23 protein-coding genes are annotated in these 25,867 nt (G+C 63.6%); 19 read left to right on the plus strand and 4 right to left on the minus strand.

Annotated elements, in window-relative coordinates; translation table 11 throughout:
- Positions 1-18 precede the first annotated feature (18 nt).
- The 5 genes from PJL15_RS02130 to PJL15_RS02150 all read left to right on the plus strand — a co-directional run bounded on the left by PJL15_RS02130 (position 19) and on the right by PJL15_RS02150 (position 5,517).
- Positions 19-1,440, plus strand: a complete 1,422-nt coding sequence (locus PJL15_RS02130) for an MFS transporter (protein WP_281449559.1) — start codon at positions 19-21, stop codon at positions 1,438-1,440.
- Between the two features lie 153 nt (positions 1,441-1,593).
- On the plus strand, positions 1,594-2,256 hold the full coding sequence (locus PJL15_RS02135; protein ID WP_281449560.1) for a response regulator transcription factor: 663 nt from the start codon (positions 1,594-1,596) through the stop codon (positions 2,254-2,256).
- On the plus strand, positions 2,253-3,668 hold the full coding sequence (locus PJL15_RS02140; protein ID WP_281449561.1) for a HAMP domain-containing sensor histidine kinase: 1,416 nt from the start codon (positions 2,253-2,255) through the stop codon (positions 3,666-3,668). The genes PJL15_RS02135 and PJL15_RS02140 overlap by 4 nt, the downstream gene beginning before the upstream one ends.
- The gene (locus PJL15_RS02145; protein ID WP_281449562.1) at positions 3,661-4,638 is read left to right on the plus strand and encodes a TAXI family TRAP transporter solute-binding subunit; all 978 of its coding nucleotides are present in this window, start codon (positions 3,661-3,663) and stop codon (positions 4,636-4,638) included. Before PJL15_RS02140 ends, PJL15_RS02145 begins: the two co-directional genes overlap by 8 nt.
- A 42-nt stretch (positions 4,639-4,680) precedes the next feature.
- Positions 4,681-5,517, plus strand: coding sequence for a hydroxymethylpyrimidine/phosphomethylpyrimidine kinase (locus PJL15_RS02150; RefSeq protein WP_281449563.1), 837 nt, complete (start codon positions 4,681-4,683; stop codon positions 5,515-5,517).
- Positions 5,518-5,581: 64 nt separating this feature from the next.
- On the opposite strand, the gene PJL15_RS02155 is transcribed toward PJL15_RS02150, so the two are convergent.
- On the minus strand, positions 5,582-6,511 hold the full coding sequence (locus PJL15_RS02155) for a cytochrome b/b6 domain-containing protein (protein WP_281449564.1): 930 nt from the start codon (positions 6,509-6,511) through the stop codon (positions 5,582-5,584).
- A 302-nt stretch (positions 6,512-6,813) separates the two neighbouring features.
- On the opposite strand from PJL15_RS02155, the gene PJL15_RS02160 reads away from it, so the two are divergent.
- The 3 genes from PJL15_RS02160 to PJL15_RS02170 are packed head-to-tail and all read left to right on the plus strand — an operon-like array spanning position 6,814 to position 8,528.
- The gene (locus tag PJL15_RS02160; protein WP_281449565.1) at positions 6,814-7,428 is read left to right on the plus strand and encodes a TetR/AcrR family transcriptional regulator; all 615 of its coding nucleotides are present in this window, start codon (positions 6,814-6,816) and stop codon (positions 7,426-7,428) included.
- A gap of 28 nt (positions 7,429-7,456) precedes the next feature.
- Entirely contained in the window at positions 7,457-7,999 is a 543-nt protein-coding gene (locus PJL15_RS02165) for a hypothetical protein (RefSeq protein WP_281449566.1), read from the plus strand.
- Positions 7,989-8,528 (plus strand): DUF6036 family nucleotidyltransferase, encoded by a 540-nt coding sequence (locus PJL15_RS02170; RefSeq protein WP_281449567.1) that lies wholly within the window; start codon positions 7,989-7,991, stop codon positions 8,526-8,528. Before PJL15_RS02165 ends, PJL15_RS02170 begins: the two co-directional genes overlap by 11 nt.
- A gap of 96 nt (positions 8,529-8,624) precedes the next feature.
- Here PJL15_RS02170 and PJL15_RS02175 read toward each other — a convergent pair whose 3' ends face one another.
- Entirely contained in the window at positions 8,625-10,139 is a 1,515-nt protein-coding gene (locus tag PJL15_RS02175) for an XRE family transcriptional regulator (RefSeq protein ID WP_281449568.1), read from the minus strand.
- Positions 10,140-10,292: 153 nt separating this feature from the next.
- Here PJL15_RS02175 and aceA point away from each other — a divergent pair, with 153 nt between their 5' ends.
- Complete coding sequence (gene aceA / locus PJL15_RS02180; protein ID WP_281449569.1) at positions 10,293-11,609, plus strand: isocitrate lyase; 1,317 nt, start codon at positions 10,293-10,295, stop codon at positions 11,607-11,609.
- Positions 11,610-11,818: 209 nt separating this feature from the next.
- Entirely contained in the window at positions 11,819-13,471 is a 1,653-nt protein-coding gene (aceB, locus tag PJL15_RS02185) for a malate synthase A (RefSeq protein ID WP_281449570.1), read from the plus strand.
- A gap of 230 nt (positions 13,472-13,701) precedes the next feature.
- Here the strand turns inward: aceB and PJL15_RS02190 are convergent, their stop codons facing one another.
- Both PJL15_RS02190 and PJL15_RS02195 read right to left on the minus strand, forming a co-directional pair.
- A complete protein-coding gene (locus PJL15_RS02190; RefSeq protein ID WP_281449571.1) occupies positions 13,702-14,898 on the minus strand; it encodes an MFS transporter in 1,197 nt (398 codons plus the stop codon).
- 85 nt (positions 14,899-14,983) lie between these two features.
- A complete protein-coding gene (locus tag PJL15_RS02195) occupies positions 14,984-16,201 on the minus strand; it encodes an ROK family transcriptional regulator (RefSeq protein ID WP_281449572.1) in 1,218 nt (405 codons plus the stop codon).
- Positions 16,202-16,393: 192 nt separating this feature from the next.
- On the opposite strand from PJL15_RS02195, the gene PJL15_RS02200 reads away from it, so the two are divergent.
- From PJL15_RS02200 to PJL15_RS02240, 9 genes are all read left to right on the plus strand, one after another.
- Positions 16,394-17,512, plus strand: coding sequence for a Gfo/Idh/MocA family protein (locus tag PJL15_RS02200; protein ID WP_281449573.1), 1,119 nt, complete (start codon positions 16,394-16,396; stop codon positions 17,510-17,512).
- Positions 17,509-18,312, plus strand: a complete 804-nt coding sequence (locus PJL15_RS02205; protein ID WP_281449574.1) for a hypothetical protein — start codon at positions 17,509-17,511, stop codon at positions 18,310-18,312. The genes PJL15_RS02200 and PJL15_RS02205 overlap by 4 nt, the downstream gene beginning before the upstream one ends.
- A 129-nt stretch (positions 18,313-18,441) precedes the next feature.
- Positions 18,442-19,761 carry an ABC transporter substrate-binding protein gene (locus PJL15_RS02210; protein WP_281449575.1) on the plus strand — a complete coding sequence of 440 codons (1,320 nt, stop codon included), beginning with the start codon at positions 18,442-18,444 and terminating at the stop codon, positions 19,759-19,761.
- Positions 19,762-19,772: 11 nt separating this feature from the next.
- On the plus strand, positions 19,773-20,735 hold the full coding sequence (locus PJL15_RS02215; RefSeq protein ID WP_281449576.1) for a carbohydrate ABC transporter permease: 963 nt from the start codon (positions 19,773-19,775) through the stop codon (positions 20,733-20,735).
- Positions 20,735-21,628: a carbohydrate ABC transporter permease gene (locus PJL15_RS02220; protein WP_281449577.1), complete on the plus strand. Its 894-nt coding sequence runs from the start codon at positions 20,735-20,737 to the stop codon at positions 21,626-21,628. Before PJL15_RS02215 ends, PJL15_RS02220 begins: the two co-directional genes overlap by 1 nt.
- Positions 21,629-21,690: 62 nt before the next feature.
- The gene (locus PJL15_RS02225) at positions 21,691-22,452 is read left to right on the plus strand and encodes a sugar phosphate isomerase/epimerase family protein (protein WP_281449578.1); all 762 of its coding nucleotides are present in this window, start codon (positions 21,691-21,693) and stop codon (positions 22,450-22,452) included.
- On the plus strand, positions 22,449-23,570 hold the full coding sequence (locus PJL15_RS02230; RefSeq protein WP_281449579.1) for a Gfo/Idh/MocA family protein: 1,122 nt from the start codon (positions 22,449-22,451) through the stop codon (positions 23,568-23,570). The genes PJL15_RS02225 and PJL15_RS02230 overlap by 4 nt, the downstream gene beginning before the upstream one ends.
- Before the next feature lie 30 nt (positions 23,571-23,600).
- Positions 23,601-24,842, plus strand: coding sequence for a Gfo/Idh/MocA family protein (locus tag PJL15_RS02235; protein ID WP_281449580.1), 1,242 nt, complete (start codon positions 23,601-23,603; stop codon positions 24,840-24,842).
- Position 24,843: 1 nt separating this feature from the next.
- Positions 24,844-25,842, plus strand: a complete 999-nt coding sequence (locus tag PJL15_RS02240) for a sugar phosphate isomerase/epimerase family protein (RefSeq protein WP_281449581.1) — start codon at positions 24,844-24,846, stop codon at positions 25,840-25,842.
- Positions 25,843-25,867 lie beyond the last annotated feature (25 nt).

Genomic DNA, 25,867 nt, shown 5'->3' on the forward strand with positions numbered 1-25,867 from the left:
GTCCAGGAAGGTTCATTGATGAGCACCCAACAAGCTGCACCTCTGAGCGAAGCCGCACAGACACGCAAGGCAGTGAGCAACATCCTCAAGGGCTCCGCGGGCAACCTCGTGGAGTGGTTCGACGTCTACGTTTACACCGCTTTTGCGGCGTATTTCCAGTCGCACTTCTTCAACTCCTCGGACGACCTCCAAGCCGGCCTTGAAGCAATGGCCGTCTTCTCGACGTCGTTCCTCATGCGGCCGATCGGCAGCTGGTTCTTCGGACGCTATGCCGACCGCAAGGGCCGCAAGGCTGCGCTGACGCTGAGCGTGACCATGATGTCGGCGGGATCGTTCGCCATCGCCATCATGCCGACGCAGGATGTCATCGGTCTTTGGGCCATGATCCTGCTGGTGTTCATCCGCATGGTCCAAGGCTTCTCGGTGGGTGGCGAATACGGTACGAGCGCCACCTATATGTCCGAGGCTGCCACGGCGAAACGCCGCGGATTCTTCTCCAGCTTCCAGTACGTGACCCTGATCGGCGGCCAGATGCTGGCGCTCCTGGTGCTCGTGGTCCTGCAGAACACCATGAGCAAGGAAGACCTGACCGCGTGGGGCTGGCGGATTCCGTTCGCCATCGGTGGTGTTGCTGCACTCGTCGTGCTCTGGCTTCGCCGCTCCATGGAGGAAACCCTCTCTGCCGACCAACTCCGTGCGGCACACGTCAAGGTCGCCGGCGAAGCCCAGCCGGGCACCATGAAGCTCCTGTTCACAAAGCACTGGAAGCCGCTGCTGATCTGCATCGGCATCACGCTCGGCGGCACCGTCGCCTTCTACACGTACACCAACTTCATCCTGAAGTTCATGAACGATACTTCCGGCATCGCCAAGACCGACACCTCGGTGATCAACTTCTGGGCGCTGTTCATCTTCATGCTGCTCCAGCCTGTTTACGGCATGCTTTCGGACAAGATCGGCCGGAAGCCCCTGTTGATCTGGTTCGGCGTAACCGGTGTCCTGTTCACCTGGCCCTTGCTTTCCACGCTGGCTGGGACCAAGGATCCGTTCGTGGCCTTCCTGCTGATGTTCGGTGGCCTGCTGATGGTTGGCGGTTACACGTCCATCAACGCACTGGTGAAGGCTGAGCTCTTCCCGGCCTCGATCCGTGCGCTTGGCGTTGGGCTGGGCTACGCGATCGCCAACTCGCTGTTCGGCGGCACGGTTCCGCTGATCGGGGCGGCGCTGCAGAAGTCGGGCCAGGTGGACCTGTTCTTCACCTACGTCACCGCCGCGATCTTCGTCTCGCTGCTGGTGTACATCTTCGCCCTCAAGAACAAGAAGTCCACGCACCTTGATGCGGAGCAGGGCAACGCGTTCGCCGCGAAAGGCGCCGCCGGAGAAACCGGCACCGCCGGAGAAACGGGCGACGGCGACAAGAAGGACCGCGTCAACGCCTGACTTTGGTGCCTTGTGAGGCCCGTTCTGCGCACCTTGGACACTCCGAGGGGCGCAGAGCGGGCCTCACAACGTTAAGCTCTAGTAGCAACCCCGAACCCAACCCAACCCCGCCAAGCAACCCAACCCACCCCAGCAAACCGAAGGATCCCCACCGTGCACGTGCTCATCGTCGAGGATGACGACGCCATGGCCTCAGCCTTGAGTGCCGCCGTCGCCTCCGCCGGGCACAAACACACCCGGGTTTCCCGGGGTGAGGACGCGCTCCTGGCCCACCGGCAGCACGAGGTCATCCTGCTCGACCTGGGCCTGCCGGACCTGGATGGCCTGGATGTCCTCAGGAAGCTCCGCCAAGTCACGCAGATCCCCATCTTGATCCTGACGGCCCGCGACGATGAACGCAGCGTGGTCCTCGGCCTTCGCTCAGGAGCAGATGACTACCTGGTGAAACCTGTAAAACTGGTGGAGCTACTGGCCCGCATCGAGGCCGTCACCAGGCGGACCAACCGCTCCGGCCCCGAAGCACCACACACCGTCGTCCTGGGTGGTCTGGAAGTAGATCTCGATCGTCGCGTCGCCTCCGTCAACAACAAAGAGCTGGCGCTGACGGCAACAGAATTCGACCTTCTGGGCCTCCTGGTCAGGAATGCAGGCTCGGTCGTCACCCGTGAACAGATCCTGGACGCACTCTGGGGCGACGCATTCCTGGCGCACTCCCGTTCCCTGGACGTGCACCTCACAGGACTTAGGTCCAAACTCCAGATGCCGGGCTTCATCATCAATGTCCGGGGCGTCGGCTACCGCGTAGAGCAGCCGTGAAACTCCGCGTCCTGGGCATCCTGAGCCTGCTGGTGGTGGTCATTGTGGTGACGGTGTCCAGCGTCATCCTGACCTCGGCCAGCCGCGAGCTCACCCAGGAATTGCAGATCAACAGGGTGGCTGCCCTCAACCGTTTCGCACAGCTGGCCAGCGACGCCCTGGCCGACAACAACACCACCCAACTGCAGCGCGAGATGGACCGCTACGCCGATTTGTACGGCGAAGGGATCCTGATCCACATGCAAGGGCAAACCATCCGTTCCGGGAATCTCCACGATGACCAATCGGAGGTCAAGGACGCGCTCGGCCGGGCAAGCCTGAACCTCAGCGACACCACCCTGAACCCCGTCCGCGCTTTCGGAACGGGAAATGAGATCGTGTCCAGGTCTTTTGGCACGGCCAGCCAGGTGCTCGGCGAGGTTGTCATGGAGGTGAATCTCGACGCCGCCCGCCAGAAGCTGCGGGAGCGGTGGCTCGTCGTCGTGCTTGCCGCCGTGGCGCTTGGCGCGCTGCTCCTGCTGGCCGCGGCGCGCGTCACGGGCTGGGTTTTGCGCCCGGTCCATCGCCTCAGCAAGGCCGTTCACGAGCTCGAAGCCACCGGGACAACGAGCCAGCTCCCCGAGGCCGGCCCGCCCGAGCTTCGCGAACTCAGCCGTTCCTTCACCGCCATGGCGCACACGGTGAGCGAGAGCATGGAGTCCCAGCGCCGGCTCATCGCGGATACCTCGCACCAGCTCCGCAACCCTGTGGGAGCGCTTCGACTGAGGATCGATCTGCTTCAGCTGGCGTTGCGGTCAGAACCGGAGAAGGCCGCAGCGGCAGGCGTTGTTGCCGAGCTTGAGCGGGTGGAAGGAATGCTCGACGGCGTGCTGAAGCTGGCTACTGCGGAGCATCGCGCCTCTGCCGGCCCTGCCCGTGCGGATCAGGCGACGGACCACCAGCGCCTGGCCGTCATCGATCCCTTTCCTGTGCTGCAAGGCGAGACGGAACGGGCCGCGCCCGCGGCCCTCCAGGCTGGCGCCACCATAACCCTCATCGAGCCAGCCCTCCCGGTCACCATCGCGTGCAACCCGGAAGAACTCGCGCACATGGTTGGGGAACTACTGGCCAACGCCATCAAGTACGCCCCGGGCGCCCACATCACAGTGGCGACCGAACCTGCCCCGGGAGGCACCGCCGTCGTGATTTCCGACGACGGTCCCGGCCTCCCAGCCGATCAGCGTGCCGCTTCCACCACCAGGTTTTGGCGGGCGCCCCAGCACAGCAGGATTCCCGGCAACGGCTTGGGGATGACCATTGTGGAGCGGCTGGCCGAGGCGAACGGAGCGAAGCTGACGCTGGAACCGAAGGAGCCGCATGGGCTGACCGTACGGCTCGAGTTTGCGCATCCGCAGGGTGGTTTCGATGCCTGAATTCCCTGTGATCACCCGGCGAAATGCCCTCAAGGCGGCCGTTACGTTCGGCGTGCTGGCCTCAACAATTGGCTGCTCCCCGGAGGAGAAACCGAAAGAGCTAACGGTGGCCGGCGGCGAGTCGGGCGGCTTCTACCTTGAATTCGCGACCCTCCTGGCGGACCTGCTGCAACGTGAACGGATCACGGACAAGGCACGGGCCCTGACCACTGGCGGGAGTCTTGAGAACATTCAGCGCGTGCTGTCCGGCGACGCAACCTTCGCCGTCGCCCTTGCCGACGCGGCCGCCCAACCCGCCGCCAGCAGCCACAGCGAAGGGCGTTTGATGGCGTTGGGAAAGGTGTACCAAAACTACGTCCACTGCATCGTGCGGGAGGACAGCCCCATCCGGACGTTCGCGGACCTCGCCGGGAAGACCGCGGGCGTGGGCGAAGTGGGTTCGGGCACCACCCTCACCGCAGGAAGGATCGTCGCCGCTGCCGGGCTGGCGCCGCAGTCCGCAACACCGGGCCGGGCCCTGAAGCAGGTAAACCTGGGCCTGAACCAGGCTATTGCTGCGCTTGCCGACGGCTCGATTGATGTCATGATCCAGTCCGGAGGGGTTCCGACGGCGCCCATCGCCGCTGCAGCCCAGGACCTTCGCGTGCGGCTGTTGGATCTCTCCGAACTGATTCCGGCAACACGTGCGCAGTCAGGGTTCTTCTACGACCGGGTCCTCATCCCGGCGAACAGCTATGCGAACGCCCCAGCTGTGTGGACAGTGGGGGTGGCCAACCTCCTCCTTTGCCGCAGCGACCTGGCGGACCATGTTGTTCGGCAGACCGTGGAACTCATGGTGGGGAATGCCCAGGACCTGGTGCCAAAGTCCAGCGCGGGGGTTCAATTCCTCAGCCCCGAAACGCTGATCAACACCGCGGGAGTGCCCCTGCATCCGGCCGCGGAGGCCGCCTACCGGACGTTGCACGGCTAGCCTCGTTAGGACTGGAACCGGAGCAACTGCCAAAATGGAGTCATGACCTCAGCCGTTGCCCCTGCCATTGCTCTGACCATCGCCGGCTCCGAAGCGACCGGTGGCGCCGGCGCCCAGGCCGACCTCAAGACCTTCCAGGAACTCGGAGTGTTCGGAATTGCGAACCTCACGTGCATCGTTTCCTTCAACCCGAACGACGACTGGAACCACCGTTTTGTGCCGGTAGATCAGCAAGTCATCGCGGACCAACTGGAAGCCACGACGGCGGCATACGGCGCCGCGTCCGGCGCACCTTCGGTTCTGGACACCGTGAAGATCGGCATGCTCGGCAGCCCGGCAACCATCAGCACGGTGGAAAAGGCCCTGGCCGATGGCGCCTTCGCGAATGTGGTCCTTGACCCGGTCCTGATCTGCAAGGGCCAGGAGCCGGGCCACGCCCTGGATACCGACCAGGCGTTGAAGGCCCAGATCCTCCCGCTGGCCACGTTCGTGACACCCAACCACTTCGAAGCCGAATCACTGTCCGGGCTCACCATCACGGACGAAGAATCGCTGAAGGCCGCAGCCATCCGGATCCATGAGATCAGCGGCGCTGCAGTCCTCGCCAAAGGCGGGGTACGGCTGGAAGGCCCGGACGCCGTCGACGTCTACTACGATGGCGACACGCTGGAAGTCCTGCGCGCGCCGAAGGTTGGCGAAGTGGCTGTTTCGGGTGCCGGTTGTTCGCTTGCTGCCGCTGTGACTGCGGAACTGGCCAAGGGCGCGACACCCCTGGAAGCAGCCCGGACTGCTAAAGCGTTCGTGACGGCAGGCATCAAGAACCGCGTGGCGTCCGGTGCTCCGTTCGATGCGCTGTGGCAGGGCGGGGCCTTGAGCTAGCCTCATTTCTTACAGAAACAGCCGCCGTGGAAGCCTTCCAGGGCGGCTGTTTCTTTGGGTGTGTTTAGCGCGAAACCTTACCCATCAATGAGGCGATCGGGCGCAGGAACAGTGGCCGCGCCAGGAACCACGCAGCGGCCGTGAAAACGATGGATGCCGCGAAGATGCCGAAGCCCCACCAGCTGTAGTCGTTGTTCGAGGCGTACATGTGGTTGAGGTTGTTCAGCGCGCCGGTAGCCAGCACCAGGCTCACGTGGACGATCACGAAAGCCACGAAGTAGATCATCACCGGGAAGTGGATCTTGCGGGCCAGCTCAATTGGGTAGAACTTGTTCACCGCGGACTTCTTGGGCCACGCGCCGGACATCCTGATACCCGTGATGATGGCCAGGGGCGCGGCGATGAAGACAGTGATGAAGTAGGTCAGGAGCTGGAGGCTGTTGTAGTTGTTCCAGCCGTTCTCAACCGGCCAGTTCAGGGAGGCATACTGCAGGCCGGCCGAGACAGCGTTCGGGAAGACGTCCCAGTTGGTGGGCACGATCCTCAACCATTGACCGGTGGCGAAGAGCAGCACGATGAAAATGATGCCGTTCAAGACCCACAAGGCGTCCAGTGTCAGGTGGAACCACAGATCCAGGCTGATTTTGCTGGGCGGGTTCTTGGTTTTGATGAATCCCTTGTTGTTCCTGGTCCAATACGCCGGAGGACGCGTGGTGGTCCGAACCTGCCAGCCGGAACGAATGATCAGAACAATGAAGAACATGTTCAGGAAGTGCTGCCAGCCAAGCCATGCCGGAAATCCCGTGGGGGTTCCCTCGGGGATGGCGGAATGACCGGGGTAGTCCGTCAAGAACTGCTGAACCGGTTGAAGGGTTCGGAGCCACTGAGCCACCAGCACCAGGATCAGGGCCACCACCAAAGCTCCCGCAGTGACGACGACTGGCTTGAACCACCTGTTCGACGTGATCCCGGACGACTTGCTTGAAACGGACATCAGGCCGCGTTCCTCTCTGGCTTGGTTGGCTGCGACCAGTTGGCGCTATATAGCGATTCAACCAGTTACAGCCCGACGGCGAAAACGGCACCCGGGTTTCGGGGCGTCGGACGTCAAAAATCGCAGCATTCGGATACATGCCGCAATGTATGTTTCTAGAACTACTTTCCAGAATTATTTCCCGTAGTTTGGGGGCCAGTCAAGGTTCACTACTGGCTATGTGGATAATCATGAAGGTACGATTCCAGAAAAACACCGGAGAACACGCCGCGTTTTTCCCGGTTGTGAGAGGAGTGCGAAGCATGGTCCGCAAAACCTCCGAGGCAGCAACCACCGCTGGCTCCTGGCAGTGGACACGAACCGCAGCCACACAGCGCAACTTGCTCGACGCGGCTGCTGGGGTCTTCGTGGATCATGGCTTCACCGATGCCAGCATCTCGGACATCGTGTCCCGCGCCGGGTCCAGCGTCGGCAGCCTTTACCACCATTTCGGCGGCAAAACCGAGCTCTTCCTGGCCCTTTGGGACGACTACCAAAACGAACACGAACGCTTGGTGGCGGCCGCAGTGGCCAAGGCCCGCAATGCAGGAGAGTCCGATCCCCTGGCTCTCTTCAACGTAGGCAGCCGCAGCTACTTCGACTACACCTGGAAGCACCGGGAGCTCGAACGGGTGTTCATTGAGGGCGACACTCCCCCGGGCTTCGAGGTTCTGCGGCGTGAACGCGGACGCGAGTGGGTCCGGCAGAACTCGGTACTTCTCGGGACCAGTGACGACACCCTCGGGCGGCTCACGGTCGCCGTGATCACGGACATGATCACGGTAGCCGGCCACGAAGTCGCCTTGAGTGCCAGCAAAAAGGCGGCGGACGACGTCGTAAACGCTGCGGCGGTGCTCGTAGCGCGCCTGGTTCCCTAGCGTTGGCGCATGGGGGTACCATACACATGTGGGGATCAACATGGACGAGCTGGTTCAGGAAGCCGAAGATCTGGGCAGGATCAGTGAGGATTTGCGACGACAGCAACTCGTTGCTGCCCACCGACGCCAAGAAGCAATCCTGTCTCTCCATTCTTTGGGACTATCCATCCGGGAAATTGCTAAGAAGATCCATTGCAGCCCGGCTGTGGTCCAGTCATCCATCAGTTCCGCTCGTTCGCGACGCCCTCGATTGGTCCGCAGGGAAGAGCGCATCCCTTTTGAACTGCACATCCAACTGAGCCTGAAACTCCACGCCGATGAAGAACGAATCCGGAGCATCGGTCGTGCCGGCGTCGAAAGGATGCGTGAGCGGCCCAGAAGCAGCGTTGCCAACGAGTGGGTTAACCGATGGGATGAGCTCTTGGGCCAGACGGTTGAAGAGATTGAAGAAGCGATGCTCGAAGACAGCGCTTTCGCCACTGAGCTCAGGCAGATGAGCCCTTTCGCAGGAGCGCTCTCCGAACAAGAGCGCTTAATTGCGATCAGGAAGGCAGCCGCTCTTGCGCCGTGAGGAACTCGAGCACGCCATTCGGGCTGCTACCGAGATCATCCACAACGATCGTGTCATTGTCATTGGTAGCCAGTCGATACTGGGCACTTACACCGAGGACCAACTGCCACTCGCGGCCACCATGTCGGACGAAGTGGACATAGCACCGTTGTCTGATGACGACGCGGGAACCTTGGCGGACAGCATCGACGCCGCCATCGGCGAGTGGTCGCCCTTCCACGCCGAATTCGGCTTCTACGTCCAAGGCGTTGGAAGGCGGACCGCCGTGCTTCCCAAAGACTGGGAATACCGTCTCGTTAGCGTCCGGAACGAAAACACCAAGAACAGCACTGGCCTCTGCCTGGACCCCTACGACCTTTGCGCCGCAAAGTTGATTGCCGCCAGAACCAAGGACCATGCGTTCGTTCTCGCCCTTGTTGAGTCGAAACTTATCGACCCCATCGTTCTGGCAGAACGCATTAAGCTAATCGACCCGGCGGAAACCAGACGGAAAACAGCGCTGGACTGGGCAAACGCGTTGAACCCTTAGCCCCCCCGCCGCGTGTTCGCCGGAAAACGCCGAAATCGCAAGGACACTTCCGGCGGTCCCGCACGCTTCCAGCGAACTCGAGCCGCGGGGTGAAGCTCAGCGCCCGGAGTGGGCAGCCAGGAAGGAGTACACCTCGGTTTCGTCGACGCCCGGGAACGCTCCGGGAGGCATGGCGGCGAGCAGGTGCGAGTGGGCCCGGGCAGAGGGCCACGCATTCCCGGCCCACTCATCCGCCAACGCAGCCGGCGGGCGCTTGCAGCAATTCGGGTCAGGGCAGTTGGACGTGGCGCGGGCCGTGGTTTCGCGCCCCCTGAACCATTTCACGTGCTGGTAAGGGACGCCGATGCTCAGCGAAAACTCCCCTGAAGCCGAGCGCTCTGTCCGTGCGGTGCACCAGTACGTGCCCGAAGGGGTATCCGTGTACTGGCTGTAGGCACTGAATTTGTCGGGGACGTCGAACACGGCCCGCGATGTCCATGCCTTGCACGACGGCTGCCCCTCGATCGCCCCGGTGTGGTCCTGCGGGAAGGTCACGCCGTCATTCTCGTAGGCCTTGTAGATGATGCCGGACTGGTGGGTCTTCTGGAAGTGCGTGGTGATGCCCAGGTGCTTGGTAGCCAGGTTGGTGAAGCGGTGCGCGGCGGTTTCGTACGACACGGCGAAGGCATCGCGGATGTCCTCCACCGCGATTTCCTTGGCAGCTTTGGCCTTTTGCAGGAACTCCACTGTGGCGTGCTCGGGCAGCAACAAGGCCGCAGCGAAGTAGTTGGTCGCCACGCGCTGTGCCAGGAAGTCGCCGTAGTTCCGCGGAGTTTCATGCCCAAGGACGTAGTGCCCCAGCGCCTGCAGCAGCACTGAGCGGGGGTCGTGGTCCTGCCTCTGGTTCTGTGTCAGGTAAATTCTGCGGTTCTTCAAATCCGTCACGGAACGCGTTGAATGCGGCAGGTCACCCACATGGTGAAGCGAAAAACCGAGGTTCTCGGCGATGTCCGCAATGACGTGTTGGCTCAGCGGACCCGTAGTGTAGCCGACCCCTTTCAGGACCTTCTGCGCCTCGGCCTCATACTCGGGGAAATAGTTACCGCGCTCGCGCATCATGGCACGCAACTCGCCGTTCGCGCGGCGGGCTTCTTCCGGCGTCGCGGCTTGCTCATTAAGTTTGCGTTCGAGCTCCTGAAGCAGCCCCACCTGCGACTCCAGGACCTCCAGCGGAAGCCGCGAGCTGATGCGGATTTTGGGCAGGTTCAGCGACTCGTACAGGGGTCCGCGCTGGTACCGTTCCAGCTCGATTTCCAGGGCGGCGCGGCGGCTCGGAGGCTCGGCTCCCAGGAGCTGGTCGATGCTCACATGTAGGGACGCGGCCAGCTGCTGAAGCAGCCCCAGCTTGGGCTCGCGCTTGCCGTTTTCGATGAGGCTCAGCTGGCTCGGAGCGGTTCCGACGGCGGCACTCAGGTCATCGAGCGTCAGGCCGGCTTGCTTGCGCAGGTGGCGCACGCGGCGGCCGAGGCTGATGACGTCCAGTTCGGGGGTTGCAGGGGACGACGACGGCGACGCGACGTCTCGATTCCAGCTTGAAGGCGACATTTCTTGAGAATACGCGAAGAACTGCATTTCTTTCCATACTTTTCCTCTAGAAAGGCCCTTGAAAGTGCAGAAAAGTAGTTCTCACGAAAAAGAAATACAGACCCCGGTGAGCCGGCCGAAGCAGCAAGGAAGCTGCGGAGGCCAGCCCGGGAGCCCCGCCAGGATATTAGGAGACATGCAATGACCGCATCGTTTGAACCAGCAGAGCAGACCGCCGAGCAGCAGGCAGCAGCGCTGGAACTTGAATGGTCCGCCAACCCGCGCTGGGAGGGCGTCACCCGTGATTACTCAGCTTCCGACGTCGTCCGCCTCCGCGGTCGCGTCTCTGAAGAGCACACCCTGGCCCGCCGCGGTTCGGAGAAGCTCTGGAAGCAGCTCACCGAGGAAGCCCCGAACGGCGGCTACACCAACGCCCTGGGCGCACTGACCGGCAACCAGGCCGTCCAGCAGGTCAAGGCCGGCCTGCGAGCGATCTACCTGTCCGGCTGGCAGGTTGCAGCCGACGCCAACCTCTCCGGCCACACCTACCCGGACCAGTCCCTGTACCCGGCCAACTCGGTGCCGCAGGTTGTCCGCCGCATCAACAACGCCCTGCTCCGCGCAGACCAGATCGAATACGCCGAGGGTGTCAAGACCGTTGAGGACTGGCTGGTTCCGATCGTCGCCGACGCCGAGGCTGGCTTCGGTGGCCCGCTCAACGCCTACGAGCTCATGAAATCCATGATCACCGCCGGCGCCTCAGGCGTGCACTGGGAAGACCAGCTCGCATCCGAGAAGAAGTGCGGACACCTGGGCGGCAAGGTCCTGATCCCCACCCAGCAGCACATCCGGACCCTGAACGCAGCCCGCTTGGCAGCCGACGTCGCCGGTACCCCGACCGTCGTCATCGCCCGCACCGACGCCGAGGCAGCAACCCTGATCACCTCCGACGTCGATGAGCGCGACCAGGAATTCATCACCGGTGAACGTACCGCCGAGGGCTTCTACAAGGTCCGCAACGGCATCGAACCCTGCATTGCCCGCGCCAAGGCCTACGCACCGTACTCCGACCTCATCTGGATGGAAACGGGCACCCCGGACCTGGAGCTGGCCCGCAAGTTCGCCGAGTCGGTCAAGGCCGAGTTCCCGGACCAGATGCTCTCCTACAACTGCTCCCCGTCCTTCAACTGGCGCAAGCACCTGGACGACGCCACGATCGCCAAGTTCCAGCGCGAACTCGGTGCCATGGGCTTCACGTTCCAGTTCATCACCCTGGCCGGCTTCCACGCCCTGAACTACTCGATGTTCGACCTCGCCCACGGCTACGCCCGTGAAGGCATGAGCGCCTACGTCGAGCTCCAGGAAAAGGAATTCGCCTCCGAGTCCCGCGGCTACACCGCCACGAAGCACCAGCGCGAAGTCGGCACCGGCTACTTCGACGACATCGCAACCGCGCTCAACCCGAACGCATCAACCTTGGCCCTGGTGGGATCCACCGAAGAAGGCCAGTTCCACTAACCACCACCCCGACGGCGATTGTCGCCTCCGGCCTGCGGACCGGTAATGCTCTGCCTGCTATTCCCCACGTCCCGGTTTCGACCTCGCTGAGCGAGGACGGACCGGGACGCAGGGCCCCTTTTACGCAGGCTGCCGCATCACCGCACCTCCGGCCTCGTACGCACCGCACGGAACCAGCCGCCGTCGAACTTTTTCTTAGGAGTCTTGAAATGAACAGCTTCACCGACAACTTCACTATTAATGGCATCACCTTGACCGCCCAGCCCATTAGCCGGCAGAACGAGGTCCTTACTCCGGATGCGCTTGAGTTCGTCGGCAAGCTGCACCGGGCCGTCGCTGATCGTCGGCAGGAGCTGATGCAGGCACGGCATGCCCGCCGCAACCAGATCTCCAGTGGCCAGGATCCTCGCTTCCTCCCGCAGACCGAGGGCATCCGCAATGACCCGTCCTGGCGGGTTGCTCCCCCGGCGCCGGGTTTGGAGGACCGACGCGTAGAGATCACCGGCCCGGTGGATAAGAAGATGACCATCAACGCCCTGAACTCGGGTGCGAAGGTCTGGCTCGCGGACATGGAAGACTCCTCCACGCCGACGTGGCGCAACGTCATCCAAGGCCAACTGAACCTGACCGATGCCCTGGAACGCCGGATCGATTTCACCTCCCCGGAGGGCAAGGAATACAAGCTCAAGGCCGCCGAGGACCTGCCCACCATCGTGGTCCGCCCGCGCGGGTGGCACCTGCCCGAAAAGCACATGCTCATCGACGGCAAGCCGATCGCCGGCGGCATCGTGGACTTCGGTTTGTACTTCTTCCACAACGCCCGACGGCTGCTCGCCCAGGGCAAGGGACCGTACTTCTACCTGCCCAAGATCGAGAACCACCTCGAAGCACGCCTGTGGAATGACATCTTCATCCTGGCCCAGGACCTGCTCGGCATCCCGCAGGGCACCATCCGCGCCACGGTGCTCATCGAAACCATCACCGCAGCGTTCGAGATGGAGGAGATCCTGTACGAACTGCGCGACCACGCGAGCGGACTGAACGCCGGCCGCTGGGACTACATCTTCTCGCTGATCAAGAACTTCCGCACCCGCGGGCCCCGTTTCGTACTCCCGGACCGCGGCCAGGTGACCATGACCCAGCCGTTCATGCGTGCCTACACCGAGCAACTGGTCCGGGCATGCCACCGACGTGGGGCCATGGCTATCGGCGGCATGGCAGCAGCCGTCCCGAACCGGAAAGACGAAGCCGCCAACACGGCGTCGTTCGAGAAAGTCCGTGCTGACAAGACCCGCGAAGCCAACGACGGTTTCGACGGTTCCTGGGTGGCCCACCCGGACCTGGTGCCGGTATGCCGCGAAGTCTTTGACGAAGTGCTCGGAGACAAGCCGAACCAGCTGGACCGCAGCCGCGAGGACGTCACCCCCGATGACCGTGCGCTGATCGACATCGCCAGCACCGAGGGCACCATCACCGAAGCCGGGGTTCGCCTGAACATCGAGGTAGGCATCCGCTACATCGAGTCCTGGCTGCGGGGCAACGGGGCTGTGGCAATCCACAACCTCATGGAAGACGCCGCCACCGCTGAGATCTCCCGTTCCCAGCTCTGGCAGTGGATCCACTCCCACGCCATCACGGACCACGGCGACATCATCACCCGCGAATGGGTGGAGGACATGCTGGATGAGGAATTTGCCCGCCTGGAACGCTTCGATGGAGACCGCTTCGCTGACGCCCGCGCCATCTTCGAAGAAGTCACCCTGGCAGAAGAATTCCCCACCTTCCTGACCATCCCCGCCTACGCCCGCTTCCTCACCGAGGCCCGTGAAGAGGCCACAGAAGAGGAACTCGTCGCCGCCTAGGTCCAGGACCTGAGCAAGCGACACACCGAGCCCCGACGCTGGGCTGCCTGCACTCTTCGCAACAAGTGACCCCGATGGTCGGGGAGGCAGCCCAGCAGCGGGGCTTCTCCGTACCCAAGTAGGTGACAGCAACTGTCCCACTGAGCCCTCAGTGGAGCGTTTGCTGTCACCTAGTTGGGTTTACGACGGCGGTACTCACCTCGCGGGACAGACTCACCTCGCGGCGTGGCTCACCTTCCCTGCCGGGACACCCAGCGCACGGACAACGTGGTGCACACACAGAACGCGAGCACAGAGCCGAGGATCACGAACAGCGGGACCGTCCAGCCTTCGGAGACACTGTGCACGTATCCAACAACAGTGGGCGCCAAGGCGGCGAAGCAGTATCCGACCCCCTGGACCACGGCGGACATCTTCCCGGCAGCAGCCTGTGAACGGGCGAACTGAATGATCGCAATGAAGATCACCGTGATCCCGCCGCCCTGGGCAACCCCGCCGAGGGAGGACCACATCCACCACCACGAAGGCACCAGTAACAAGCCAACGGGAACCGTCAGCCACAGCGTGCTCAAGGTGACCGCCACCGTCGTCGTACTGGTGAAACGGGCCAGGAGCGGCACGCCCAGGCCGCCTACAATCGCGAAAATCTGGAACAGCGAGGAACCGGCCCCGGCCTCGGCCGTGCCCATGGAGAGTTCGTCGGACAGGAAGCTCGGGAGCCACGCGGTGACGCCGTAGTAGGAGAACGCCTGGCCGGCGAAGCCCAGCGTCAATCCCACCGTCAGCCAGCCCACGCCCGCCACGTGTCCCGAACCTGAAGGAACGGAAGCCGCAACAGGAGCCGGCACAAAAGCGCGCCGCGCACCCACTGTGGGTACCCAAAACAGAATCGCCGCCAACGCCAGCAACGCACTTGCCGCCAGCGAAAGCCGCCACCCCACCAGCTCAGCCAACGGAGCAGTGGCAACGGATGTGAGGAACGAGCCGATATTCAGCGCTGCCGTGTAAACACCCATGGCGGTCGCTTGCCGCCGGGGAGCGAAGTCGCGGCGAATGATCAGCGGCACCGCGATGTTGCCAATGGTGATGGCCACGCCGATGACCACCGTGCCTGCCATCACCAGCGCACTGCCACCGCTGGAGCGGATCACCACCCCCGCCAGCACGCCGAGCAATGTGAGCATGACGGCGAATTCGGCGCCGAGTCGGCGTCCGGCCAGTGAAGCCAGGGGCGAGGCAAGCGAGAAGCAGAGCACCGGGATCCCTGTCAGCAGCCCGAGTTCGACGGGCGAGAATCCGAGGTCCTGCCGGAGCAGATCCACCACGGGTGCCACGGCGACAAAAGGCCCACGCATGTTCAGGGCGATCAAGCCAATGCACGCGAGGATCAGCCAGCCCCGGGGAACTTTGGCGAGGAGCTGGCTCATGGTGTGGACCGGAGGGTGACAGGAAGCGTTTTCATCAGTTTCATTGCTATCACGCCCCTGCCCACCCACCGGCATCCATGAAGGCTCAGCCCGTAGCTTGCAGCGTGGCCTCGATCACGGCGGGCGAGAGGACATACTGCGTGACCATCTGGCTGGCACCGAGGATGGCGGACCGGTCTCCCGCCATCGAAATGCCAATACGAAGATGCGTGGTAGCCAACGGCAAGGAACGCCGGTAGACCACTTCGCGGATGCCGGCCACCAAGTGTTCGCCGGCTTCTCCCACGCTGCCGCCAATGACGATCATGGACGGGTTCAGCAGGTTGACCACGGTCGCCAAGACGTCCCCGACATCGCGCCCGGCCTGTCGCAGCGCCTGGATGGCCTGCAGGTTTCCCTCACCCACCAGGCGCAACACATCGGCTCCGTTGGCCGCTTCAAGCCCTTGCGTTTGCAGTTGGCGCGCGACGGCGGGCCCTGAGGCGAGCGCTTCGAGGCACCCGTAGTTGCCGCAACGGCAAAGGACGTCATCCCCGCGCGGGACCCGGACGTGGCCGAGGTCGCCGGCGGTGCCATTGGCGCCCCGCTGCAGCTCACCGCTGCTGATGATGCCAGCACCGATGCCGGTGGCGACTTTGATGAAGAGAAAGTTGTCGTGGTCCGGCCAGTACGCGGTCCGCTCACCGAGGGCCATGATGTTCACGTCGTTGTCCACCAATACGGGAACAGGCAGAGAGCGCTGGACGTAAGTGACGACGTCGAATCCGTCCCAGCCCGGCATGATCGGCGGCTTCACGGGCCGTCCCGTGTCGTGTTCGACGGGACCGGGCAGGCCGATGCCCATGCCGGCGAGGTCGCCAAGTTCACGACCGGCTTCGGTAAGCAGCTCACGGCCTGCGGAGACTACGCGACCCAGGACCGTTTCCGGCCCGTCGGCAACTTCCTGCTTCAGCCGGCGCTCGGCCAGGATACTGCCCCCGAGGTCGGTGACGGCAACAATCACGTGGGTAGCTCCGACGTCGACCGCCAGCACCACCCGCGCGGCGGGGTTGAAGGCAAAGCGCGACGGCGGCCTGCCGCCACTGGAGGAGGCCTCGCCTGCGGGCCCAACGAGGCCAGAGCTGATGAGGGCGTCGATGCGGGACGCGACCGTGGATCGGGCGAGCCCGGTGGTGACTGCGAGTTCGGCCCTGGTCCTGGCCCGGCCGTCGCGCAGGAGTTGGAAGAGGTCTCCAGCGCGGGAAAGACTGCCGGCCTCCAGGACGGAGGTCGATCCGGCGTCGTTTCCGGTGGCTGTGGTCATGCCTTTAGTGATAGCACGCCGGAGTTATGCGTGTCATCTGCTGGAAGTTTGTCGATGGTTTTTCAACTTTTGCTTGACGCTCGGCAAAAGTCCTTCTAAGTTGTGATCAGCAACACATCACGACAACCGATGCCCGGTATCGCCAGCATCGATCTCCCGCTCTTGATTCTGCTTACGAAGAGGTAACTGAACTTGTCCAGCCACACAGACGCCGCCCGAACACTCGGGGTAGGCATTCTCGGCGCAGGCCCCGTCACCCAAGCCATCCACCTGCCGTCCCTCGCACGACTCGGCGATCTCCTCACCGTCCGCCACATCATGGATGTTGACGCCTCCGTGGCAGAGTCAGTTGCAGCCCGGGTTGGCGCAACTCACAGCACCAGCATCGATGCCCTCCTCGGCGATCCTGCAGTGGACATCGTCGCCATCTGCAGCCCGCACCAGTTCCACGCTGAGCAAGTCATCGCCGCCTGCCGGGCAGGCAAGAAAGCCGTCCTTTGCGAGAAGCCCTTCGCCATGAACGCCGAGGAAGCCGCGCGCATCTCGGCCGTCAGCGAAGAAACCGGTGTGCCGATCATCGTAGGCGCCATGCACACGTTCGATCCCGGCTGGAGCGCCGCACAGGAACACTGGGACAACCTCCCGGACACCGCGCACACCATCCGCTCCTCGATCGTCCTGCCCCCGAACTCCCGGTTCGAGGACTTCGCCACGGAGATCATCACCCGGCCCGCAGGCGGTACGCCTGACTACTCCGATCCCGAGGTCATCAAGCAGTCGCTCAAGGGCGGCATCATGGGCCTGGCCATCCATGATCTCCCCCTGGTCCGCCGTTTCACCCCGGACTTCAAGGACATCGAAGTCCTGGAGGCACGCATCGTCCGGCCCTTCGGCTACGTCATCTCGCTGCGCACGCCAACGCGGACCATCGAACTTCGCGCAGCCATGAACAACACGTGGAAGCCGGAATGGAGCTTCGAAGCCCTTTCAGACCACGCGGCGCTCCGCATCGACTTCACCCCGTCCTATGTACAGGCCGGATCCGCGGTGGCCACCTTCAGCCGCGCCACCGAATCCGGTCCCGAAACCACCATCCATGGCCCGTTCGAACACAACGGCTACGAGGGCGAATGGCGCGAACTTGCGGCCCTGGCGGCCGGAACCAAGCAGCCGCCATCGGCGCAAACCCTGATCGACGACCTCACCTTCGCCCTGGACATCGCCGACGCAACCCTGGCCGCCGTCGACGCCCAGCTGACTGGCGACACCCAACCGACCACCCAGCCCGCACGCGAAGGAGCCCACGCATGATTGGGCACAAGCAGTACACCGTCCGCGCCACACCTGCCGCGCAGGAAGCCGGCGCCGTAGCCTTGGCCGTCGCGTCCCTCCCGGAGTCCTTCGGGCCCGCAACCGAGGGCGCCGCCGACATTCAGGTGATCGACGGCCAGTCCGGCTGGAGCACCCAAGCGCAGCAAGCGATCGACGGCGGTGCCCGCGGCATCGTGGTGGTGAACCCGGCGCCGGAAAACACCGACCGGCTCCAGTCAGCGGCCGGGAAAGCCCGCACTGTAGTGGTCCTGGACCAGCGCTGGGCTTCAAGCCCTGCTGTTCCTGGCGCAGAGGACGCAGTCCGCTCCATGGCCGGCCGCGCCGCCGTCCTGGACAGCGTGGCCACAGCTGGGGTGGGAACCGACTCAGCCGAGTTGCTCGCAGACCATCTTGCCGCCGTCGTACGCGTTGCCGGACCGCTTGCGAACCTCCGCATCCTGGCCCGCGGACCGCACGGTTACACGGCGACGGCGGTACTGGCCAACGATGCACCGGCAGCCCTGCAGGGTGCCATTTCGAGCGCGCGGCCGGCGGGCGTGAACGTCACCCTGTTGACCGACGACGGCGGGGTCACCGTGACGCTGCCCGAACCGGTGGCTGCCTGGCCTGCAACGGTCAAAGTCACCGGGCCACAGGGGGAACTGATTCTCCCAACGATCTACGAATCCGCCCACCGCGCCACGTGGCGCCGGCTCAAGGAACACCTCGACGCCGGCACCCTCCCCGCCGACCTGCATCGCTTCGCGGCGCTGACGGCAGCCATCACAGCCCTGAACTGAGTCCCACCGTTTTTGTCCCACCGTTCCACAGCATTACCCAGCCATTCAGTACGCATTACCCCACTCAAAGTTGAGCTGGACCGGTACACCAACGCAGAGTCAGCGTTTCCGGTCCCGAAAGGAATCATCATGAATGTTCAGTCCGCAGCCAACCGTTCCTTCTCCCGCCGCGGTTTCCTCGGCCTGACAGCTGCCGCTGCCTCAGTGCCGCTGCTCGCCGCTTGCGGTGGCGGCTCAGCCAGCCAGGGCGGGGGTGGCGCTGGCGGAACGCTCAAGTTCTGGGACATGCCGTGGGCAACACCGGCCTACAACGACGCCGCGAAGAAGATCGCTGAAGGCTTCTCCGGAGCCAACAGCAAGGCCACTTACCAGATCATCCAGTGGAACAACTTCTACCAGACCTTCTCCTCGGCCATCGCGTCCAAGACCGGCCCCGCAGTGTCCACCGGTGGCGGTTTCCAGGCGTTCCAGTTTGAGCAGCAAGGCCAGATCGCGTACGCGGACAAGGTCATTGAAAAGCTGAAGTCCAACGGACAGTTCGACGACTTCCTGCCCGGCGTACTGGAGCCGTTCAAGACCGACAAGGGCTATGTTGCTGTTCCGTGGCAGCTGGACATGCGTCCGCTCTGGTACCGCAAGTCCTTGTTCGAGAAGGCCGGCGTGGAAGTCCCCAAGGACTGGGCCTCCCTTCTCGAGGCCGGCAAGAAGCTGAAGACCATCGGTGCGTTCGGCTTCGCCACGGGTTCCGGCGCCGGCAACAACATCGGCAATCACTCCATGATCCTCATGATGATCAACAACGGTGGCGGCGTCTTCACCAAGGATGGCCAGCTGGATGTCATGAACGACCGCAACGTGGAGGCCATCGAGTACATGCTCGAGCTGGTTTCCAACGGCATCATCGATCCCGCTGCCGTCAGCTACACCACGGACAACCTGAACGCCCAGTGGAAGGACGGCAAGGCAGCCTTCGGCCCGTACGTCTTGGGTGTTCCCGAGCGCGTCGGCGATACCTCCGGCGACATCGTGGTGGCCAGCCCCATTGCCGGACCCCACGGCGACAAGACAGCCTTGGTCTTCCCGAACAACATCATGATGTACACCAACACTCCCTCGCAGGACGCCTCCGAGGAATTCCTGGTCTACTACCTGGGCCAGCTCAAGAACCTCTGGCAGCAGAAGCTCATGAACGCCCTTCCGGTCTTCAAGTCCATCACCGAGCTTCCCGAGTTCACCTCCGACGCCAACAACGTCAAAGTGGTCAACGAATACGTGCCGATCGCCAAGACCTTCGCTTCTCAGGGCACCGCCCTCAGCGCTGACCTTGCTGCCCTCGACGGCGGCCAGGCCTTGAACCAGTTCACCCAGACCGTGCTGACGGGCAAGACTGACGCCAAGTCCGCACTGCAGGCTTTCGAGACCGGCCTCAAGTCCGTCCTGAAGAAGTAGGCGCCGGCACCATGTCCTCTACAACAGCACCGTCCGGCCTTGCCCGGGCCCGCAAGGGGCTTGCCCCCGGCGGGTCCGGGGGCGGGGCCCGAAACCGCAAGAGCAAACTGTCGGCCCAGACATCCAGGACATTTTTCTGGCTGCTGCTGCCCTCGGTCATCCTGCTCGTCCTCATCCACGGCTACCCGCTCTTCCAGGCCGGCGTCCAGGCCACCCACGACGGAAACCTGATCCAAACCGGCGACTTCGTGGGCATCGAAAACTTCCAGCAGGTCCTTGCCTCACCGGCGTTCTGGAAGGCCGCACAGTTCACGCTGCTGTTCACGATTGTTGGCGTGTTCGGATCCTGGGCCGTGGGCCTTGGCCTGGCTTTGCTGCTCCGCACCAAGATCCCCGCCGGCGGCACCTTCAAGGTCCTCCTGCTCCTCCCGTGGGTGGTCCCGATCGTAGTGTCCTCCACGGCTTGGAACTGGCTGGTAGCTACCCCGGACAGCCTTATCCCGTCCATCTTCCGAAACCTCGGACTGGGCACCCCGCTGTTCCTGGCAGACCCCACCCTGGCAGCGGTGACTGTCATGATCTTCAAGGTCTGGGTCAGCTTCCCCTTCATGATGATGATGACCTCAGCTGCCCTGGCGTCCGTTGACTCCACGGTCTACGAGGCGGCCAACATGGACGGCGCCTCCCGCTTCCAGCAGTTCACGCAAATTACCTTGCCGCTGATCGCCCGCTCCACGTATATCTCGTGGATCCTCATGACGATCTTCTGCGTCAACGACTTCCCCACCATCTACCTGCTTACCGGCGGCGGACCCGTTGATGCCACCACCTCCCTGGTGGTCCTCGCCTACCGCACCGTCTTCCAGGACTTCGCAACAGGTCCCGGCGTAGCCATCGCCTTCCTCATGACCATCACCTTGGTAATCGTCTCGGTCATCCTGTACCGCCAGATCCGAAAGTCGAGCGTCGAATAATGAGCGCAGTACTTCACGCCCACCCCGAGTCCGGGCCCGCACTCGGCGTCGCCAACACCGGCAAGGCCCGCCGCGTCCTCTCCGACGCCGGCATGCGTGGTCGCTGGTGGCGCTTCGCCCTGATCCTGGCCATCACGGCGATCGTCCTGATCCCCATCATGGTCACCGTCATCCTGGCCCTGACCCCGGCACCGAACAGCACCACGACCGGCCTGACCTTGGAGAACATCACCGGCGTCTTCAGCAAAACCCTCGCCGGCGTCTGGCTGCAGAACAGCCTCATCACCACGTTGTCCACCGTTGTGGTCTCCGTAGCCGTTGCGGCACCTGCCGGGTACGTCCTCTCCCGCGGCCGTTCCAAAGCAGTCTCCGGCTACTCGCTGCTGCTCTTCGTCATGCAGTCCCTGCCCATCATCACTTCCGTGGTGCCGCTGTTCATCCTCTTCGCCGCCATGGGACTTGTGGACAACCTGATGGGCCTGACCATCATCTACGTCGGTTCCACCATGACGGTTGCCACTTGGATGATGGCCGCCTACTTCGACTCCATCCCCATCAGCCTTGAGGAAGCTTCCTGGATTGATGGCTGCTCCGTGTTCGGGTCCTTCACCAAGGTGGTCCTCCGGAACTCCCTGCCCGGCGTCCTCTCCACCGCTATCTTCGCGTTCCTGCTGGCCTGGAACGATTACCTGGTAGCCATCGTGTTCCTGCGCTCCAACGAGATCTTCACCCTCCCCATGGGCGTCCAGTCCTTCTTCCAGCAAAACCTCACCGACTGGTCCGGAGTCATGGCCTTGGCCGTGATCATGATGCTCCCGCCGATCATCGTCTTCGCCGCCCTGAACAAGTACTTCAGCGTGGGCGGCATCGGCGGATCCCTCGCCGGCAGGTAGCTCCAGCCAGACTGTCTTTGAGAACACTGTCCTAAAGAACCGAAACACCACAAAGGAATCCCATGTCTTACTCACTCCAGCTGTACACGCTCCGCAACGCCATCGCCGAGGACCTGCCGGGAACCATCAAGAAGGTTGCCGGGATCGGCTACACCCAGGTTGAGCCGTACAACTTCGTGGCCACCGCAGCAGAGCTCGGAACGGCCCTGAAGGAGAATGGACTCACGGCTCCTTCCGGCCACGCACCGCTTCTGAGCCAGGACCAGGACGAGATCTTCGCGGCCGCCAAGGAACTGGGCATTACTACCGTGATCGATCCCTACCTCCCCGCCGAGCACTGGCAGGACGCCGAAACCATCCAGGCCACCGCGGCCAAGCTCAACGCGGCCGCGAAGAAGGGTGCTGAATACGGCATCCGGGTTGGCTACCACAACCACGCCTGGGAGCTGGAGTCCACCATTGAAGGCACCACCGCACTGGAGTATTTCGAAGGCCTGCTGGATCCGGAACTGGTTCTTGAGGTAGACACGTACTGGGCAGCCGTTGGTGGCCAGGACCCGGTGGAACTGCTGGCCCGCCTGGGTGACCGAGTGAAATTCATCCACATCAAGGACGGCCCCGCCACGACCGATATCAAGGCACAGCAGCCCGCCGGCCAGGGCACCATCCCGGTCCTGGACGTGATCGCCGCCGCCAAGTCCCTGGAAGTCGGAGTGGTGGAATTCGATGACTATTCCGGTGACATTTTCCAAGGCATCACCGAATCCCTGAACTACCTGACCGCCGCTGCCAGCACCGCACAGACTGAAGGAGCCAAGGCATGAGCTTCACCCCTTCTACCCGCAAGGGCCCGGTTGGCGTCGCCGTCATCGGTGCGGGCAACATCAGCAAGCAGTACCTGGACAACCTCACCACGTTCCCGGACCTGAAGGTCCTGGTGATCGCGGACCTGTTCGTCGAGGCCGCCGAGGCCCGCGCCAAGGAATACAACATTCCCGAGTTCGGCGCCCCGGAGCTGGCACTGAACCATCCCGACGTCGAAATCATCGTGAACCTGACCATCCCGGCGGCGCACGTGGAGGTGGCCACCGCCGCCGTGAACGCGGGCAAGCACGTGTGGACCGAAAAGCCGTTCTCGCTGGACCGCGAATCGGGCCTGGGCTTGCTCAAGGCAGCCGACGCCGCAGGCATCCGGCTCGGCACGGCCCCGGACACGTTCCTCGGCGCGGGCCTGCAGACGGCACGCCGCATCATCGAACGCGGTGATATCGGCACCCCACTGACCGGCATGACCACATTCCAGACCCCCGGTCCGGAGTCCTGGCACCCGAACCCCGCGTTCTTGTTCCAGCACGGCGCCGGTCCGCTGTTCGATATGGGCCCGTACTACCTCACCGCACTGATCCAGACCTTCGGATCGATCCGCAAGGTGGCCGCCGTCGGCTCCTCCGCCAAAGCCACCCGCGTGATCGGTTCCGGTCCCAAGGCCGGAGAGGAATTCGCCGTCGAAGTCCCCACGCACGTCTCCGCGATGGCGCAGTTCGAGGGCGGCCAGTCCAGCCACAGCGTCTTCTCCTTCGAGTCACCGCGGTTGCGGATGGGCTTCGTGGAGATAACCGGCACCGAAGCCACGCTGTCCCTTCCGGACCCGAACTATTTCGACGGCGACCTGAAGCTCTGGCGACCGGGCGCGGAAGAACCCGAGATCATTGCCGCGACGGGTCCCGCCCAAGGCCGTGGCCTCGGCGTGCTGGACATGGCCCGGGCCCTCCGCGCCGGGACCGCCCATCGAGCCACCGGCGACCTCGCCTACCACGTGCTGGATTCCATGGTCTCGATCGCCGAGTCCGTGGAGTCGGGCTCGTTCGTGGACGTCACCAGCAACGCACCTGTTTCGGCGGCCCTCCCTGAGGACTGGGCACCCGAAACAGCAACGCTCTAGCACGCAAGGCGATAGAAAGAGACTGAAACCATGACCACGCCCACTGACTCGTCCCTGCCTTCCGACCGACCGGCGCCCTCGCTGGCCTCGCGCCCCCTCGGCGTGGCCGCCATTGGCTATGCATTCATGGGAAAGGCGCACTCGAATGCGTGGCGGAACGTGGCCAGTTTCTTCGACGTCCCGGCCTTCGAGCAGAAAGTACTCGTTGGCCGGGACGCCACCCAAGTAGCCGAAGCCGCAGCCAAGTACGGCTGGGCCGAGTCCGCCACCGACTGGCGTGAAGTCATCGAGCGCGACGACATCCACATCATCGATATCTGCGCTCCGGGCTGGATGCACGCCGAAATCGCCATCGCAGCACTTGACGCCGGCAAACATGTCCTTGTGGAGAAACCCCTCGCCAACACCCTTGGTGAGGCCGAACTGATGGTCGCCGCCGGAGCTGCTGCACGAAAACGCGGCGTCCAGTCGATGATCGGTTTCAACTACCGCCGCGTCCCCGCCCTCGCCCTGGCACGCGAACTCATCGCCGAAGGCCGCCTCGGGACCGTCCGCCACGTACGTGCCGCGTACTTGCAGGACTGGCTATCCGACGCCGAATCCCCCATGACCTGGCGCCTCCGCAAGGAAACCGCAGGATCCGGCGCCCTCGGGGACATTGCCTCCCACGCCATCGACCAAGTCCTCTATCTGCTCGGGGACGACGTCACCGAGGTTTCGGGCCGCCTGCACACGTTCGTGGACCGCCGCCCCCGGTCGGCTGATCCGGAAAGCGCCCTGGAGGATGTGACGGTCGACGACGCCGCCTGGGCCACGCTGACCCTCGCCTCTGGAGCAATCGCCTCAGTTGAGGTCAGCCGCGTAGCGACCGGGCAGAAAAACTCCCTCAAACTCGAGATCTACGGCGACAAGGGCACCATCCTCTTCGATCTGGAGAACCTCAACGAACTCGGCTTCCTGGACGCCACAGCCCCGGTCCGGGAGCAGGGCTTCCGGCGGATTCTGGTCAACGAGCCCGAGCACCCGTACCTTGAAGCGTGGTGGCCGCAGGGACACATCATCGGCTGGGAACACACCTTTACCCACCAGATCCGGGACTTCCTGTCCGCCATCGCCTCCGGTGAGGCACCCTCGCCGTCGTTCGAAGAGGGTTTGAAGGTCCAACACATCCTGGCCGCGATCGAAGAGTCCGCCGCCGCGAAAAGCTCACTGATCCAACTCTCCACGCACGCAACGAACACCGCCACCGCAACCACTATTGAAGGAGCCTGACATGCCCCGCCCGTACACCCTGTTCACCGGCCAGTGGGCCGACCTCCCCTTCGAGGAAGTCGCGCGCCTTGCCTCGGGCTGGGGCTATGACGGCCTGGAAATCGCCGTCTCCGGAGACCACCTGGACGCCTGGCGCTGGGACGAACCCGGCTACGTCGAGTCCAAACTCGCCATCCTGGAGAAGTACAACCTCAAGGTCTGGGCCATCTCCAACCACCTCAAAGGCCAAGCAGTCTGCGATGACCCCATCGACTTCCGCCACCAGGCAATCGTCGGGTCCAAGGTCTGGGGCGACGGGGACCCCGAAGGCGTCCGCCAACGCGCCGCCGAAGAAATGAAGCACACCGCCCGCCTCGCCAAAGCGCTGGGCGTGGACACGGTGGTGGGGTTCACCGGCTCCTCCATCTGGCAGTACGTGGCCATGTTCCCGCCCGTCCCGGAGAAAGTCATCGAGGCCGGCTACCAGGACTTCGCCGACCGCTGGAACCCCATCCTGGACGTCTTCGACGAGAACGGGGTCCGCTTCGCCCACGAAGTCCACCCCTCCGAAATCGCCTACGACTACTGGACCACCGTCCGAACCCTCGAAGCGATCGGCCACCGCGAAGCGTTCGGCCTGAACTGGGACCCCTCCCACTTCATGTGGCAGGGCATCGATCCCGTCTCCTTCATCTGGGACTTCAAAGACCGGATTTACCACGTGGACTGCAAGGACACCAAGCTCCGCTTCACCGGCCGGAACACCGTGATGGGCTCCCACCTGGCCTGGGGCGACCCCCGCCGCGGCTGGGACTTTGTCTCGGCCGGACGCGGAGACGTGCCCTGGGAAGCGTCCTTCCGCGCCCTCACCGCGATCGGCTACAACGGTCCCATCAGCATCGAATGGGAGGACGCCGGCATGGACCGCCTCCACGGCGCCCCCGAAGCCCTCGCCGCCCTGAAGAAGTTCGACTTCCCCGCCTCACAAACCTCCTTCGACGCCGCGTTCAGCCAGGACTAACCGCCTCCCTCCGGAGTTTTTATAC

Source organism: Paenarthrobacter nitroguajacolicus (assembly GCF_029952445.1).
Classification (GTDB): domain Bacteria; phylum Actinomycetota; class Actinomycetes; order Actinomycetales; family Micrococcaceae; genus Arthrobacter; species Arthrobacter nitroguajacolicus_B.

Coding starts and splice junctions, on each gene's coding strand:
- PJL15_RS02150 (WP_281449563.1), top strand. CDS start 4,681: ATGACCTCAGCCGTTGCCCCTGCCATTGCTCTGACCATCGCCGGCTCC.
- aceA (WP_281449569.1), top strand. CDS start 10,293: ATGACCGCATCGTTTGAACCAGCAGAGCAGACCGCCGAGCAGCAGGCA.
- PJL15_RS02155 (WP_281449564.1), bottom strand. CDS start 6,511: ATGTCCGTTTCAAGCAAGTCGTCCGGGATCACGTCGAACAGGTGGTTC.
- PJL15_RS02160 (WP_281449565.1), top strand. CDS start 6,814: ATGGTCCGCAAAACCTCCGAGGCAGCAACCACCGCTGGCTCCTGGCAG.
- PJL15_RS02215 (WP_281449576.1), top strand. CDS start 19,773: ATGTCCTCTACAACAGCACCGTCCGGCCTTGCCCGGGCCCGCAAGGGG.
- PJL15_RS02145 (WP_281449562.1), top strand. CDS start 3,661: ATGCCTGAATTCCCTGTGATCACCCGGCGAAATGCCCTCAAGGCGGCC.
- PJL15_RS02210 (WP_281449575.1), top strand. CDS start 18,442: ATGAATGTTCAGTCCGCAGCCAACCGTTCCTTCTCCCGCCGCGGTTTC.
- PJL15_RS02175 (WP_281449568.1), bottom strand. CDS start 10,139: ATGCAGTTCTTCGCGTATTCTCAAGAAATGTCGCCTTCAAGCTGGAAT.
- PJL15_RS02130 (WP_281449559.1), top strand. CDS start 19: ATGAGCACCCAACAAGCTGCACCTCTGAGCGAAGCCGCACAGACACGC.
- PJL15_RS02225 (WP_281449578.1), top strand. CDS start 21,691: ATGTCTTACTCACTCCAGCTGTACACGCTCCGCAACGCCATCGCCGAG.
- PJL15_RS02240 (WP_281449581.1), top strand. CDS start 24,844: ATGCCCCGCCCGTACACCCTGTTCACCGGCCAGTGGGCCGACCTCCCC.
- PJL15_RS02220 (WP_281449577.1), top strand. CDS start 20,735: ATGAGCGCAGTACTTCACGCCCACCCCGAGTCCGGGCCCGCACTCGGC.
- PJL15_RS02195 (WP_281449572.1), bottom strand. CDS start 16,201: ATGACCACAGCCACCGGAAACGACGCCGGATCGACCTCCGTCCTGGAG.
- PJL15_RS02230 (WP_281449579.1), top strand. CDS start 22,449: ATGAGCTTCACCCCTTCTACCCGCAAGGGCCCGGTTGGCGTCGCCGTC.
- PJL15_RS02235 (WP_281449580.1), top strand. CDS start 23,601: ATGACCACGCCCACTGACTCGTCCCTGCCTTCCGACCGACCGGCGCCC.
- PJL15_RS02205 (WP_281449574.1), top strand. CDS start 17,509: ATGATTGGGCACAAGCAGTACACCGTCCGCGCCACACCTGCCGCGCAG.
- PJL15_RS02190 (WP_281449571.1), bottom strand. CDS start 14,898: ATGAGCCAGCTCCTCGCCAAAGTTCCCCGGGGCTGGCTGATCCTCGCG.
- aceB (WP_281449570.1), top strand. CDS start 11,819: ATGAACAGCTTCACCGACAACTTCACTATTAATGGCATCACCTTGACC.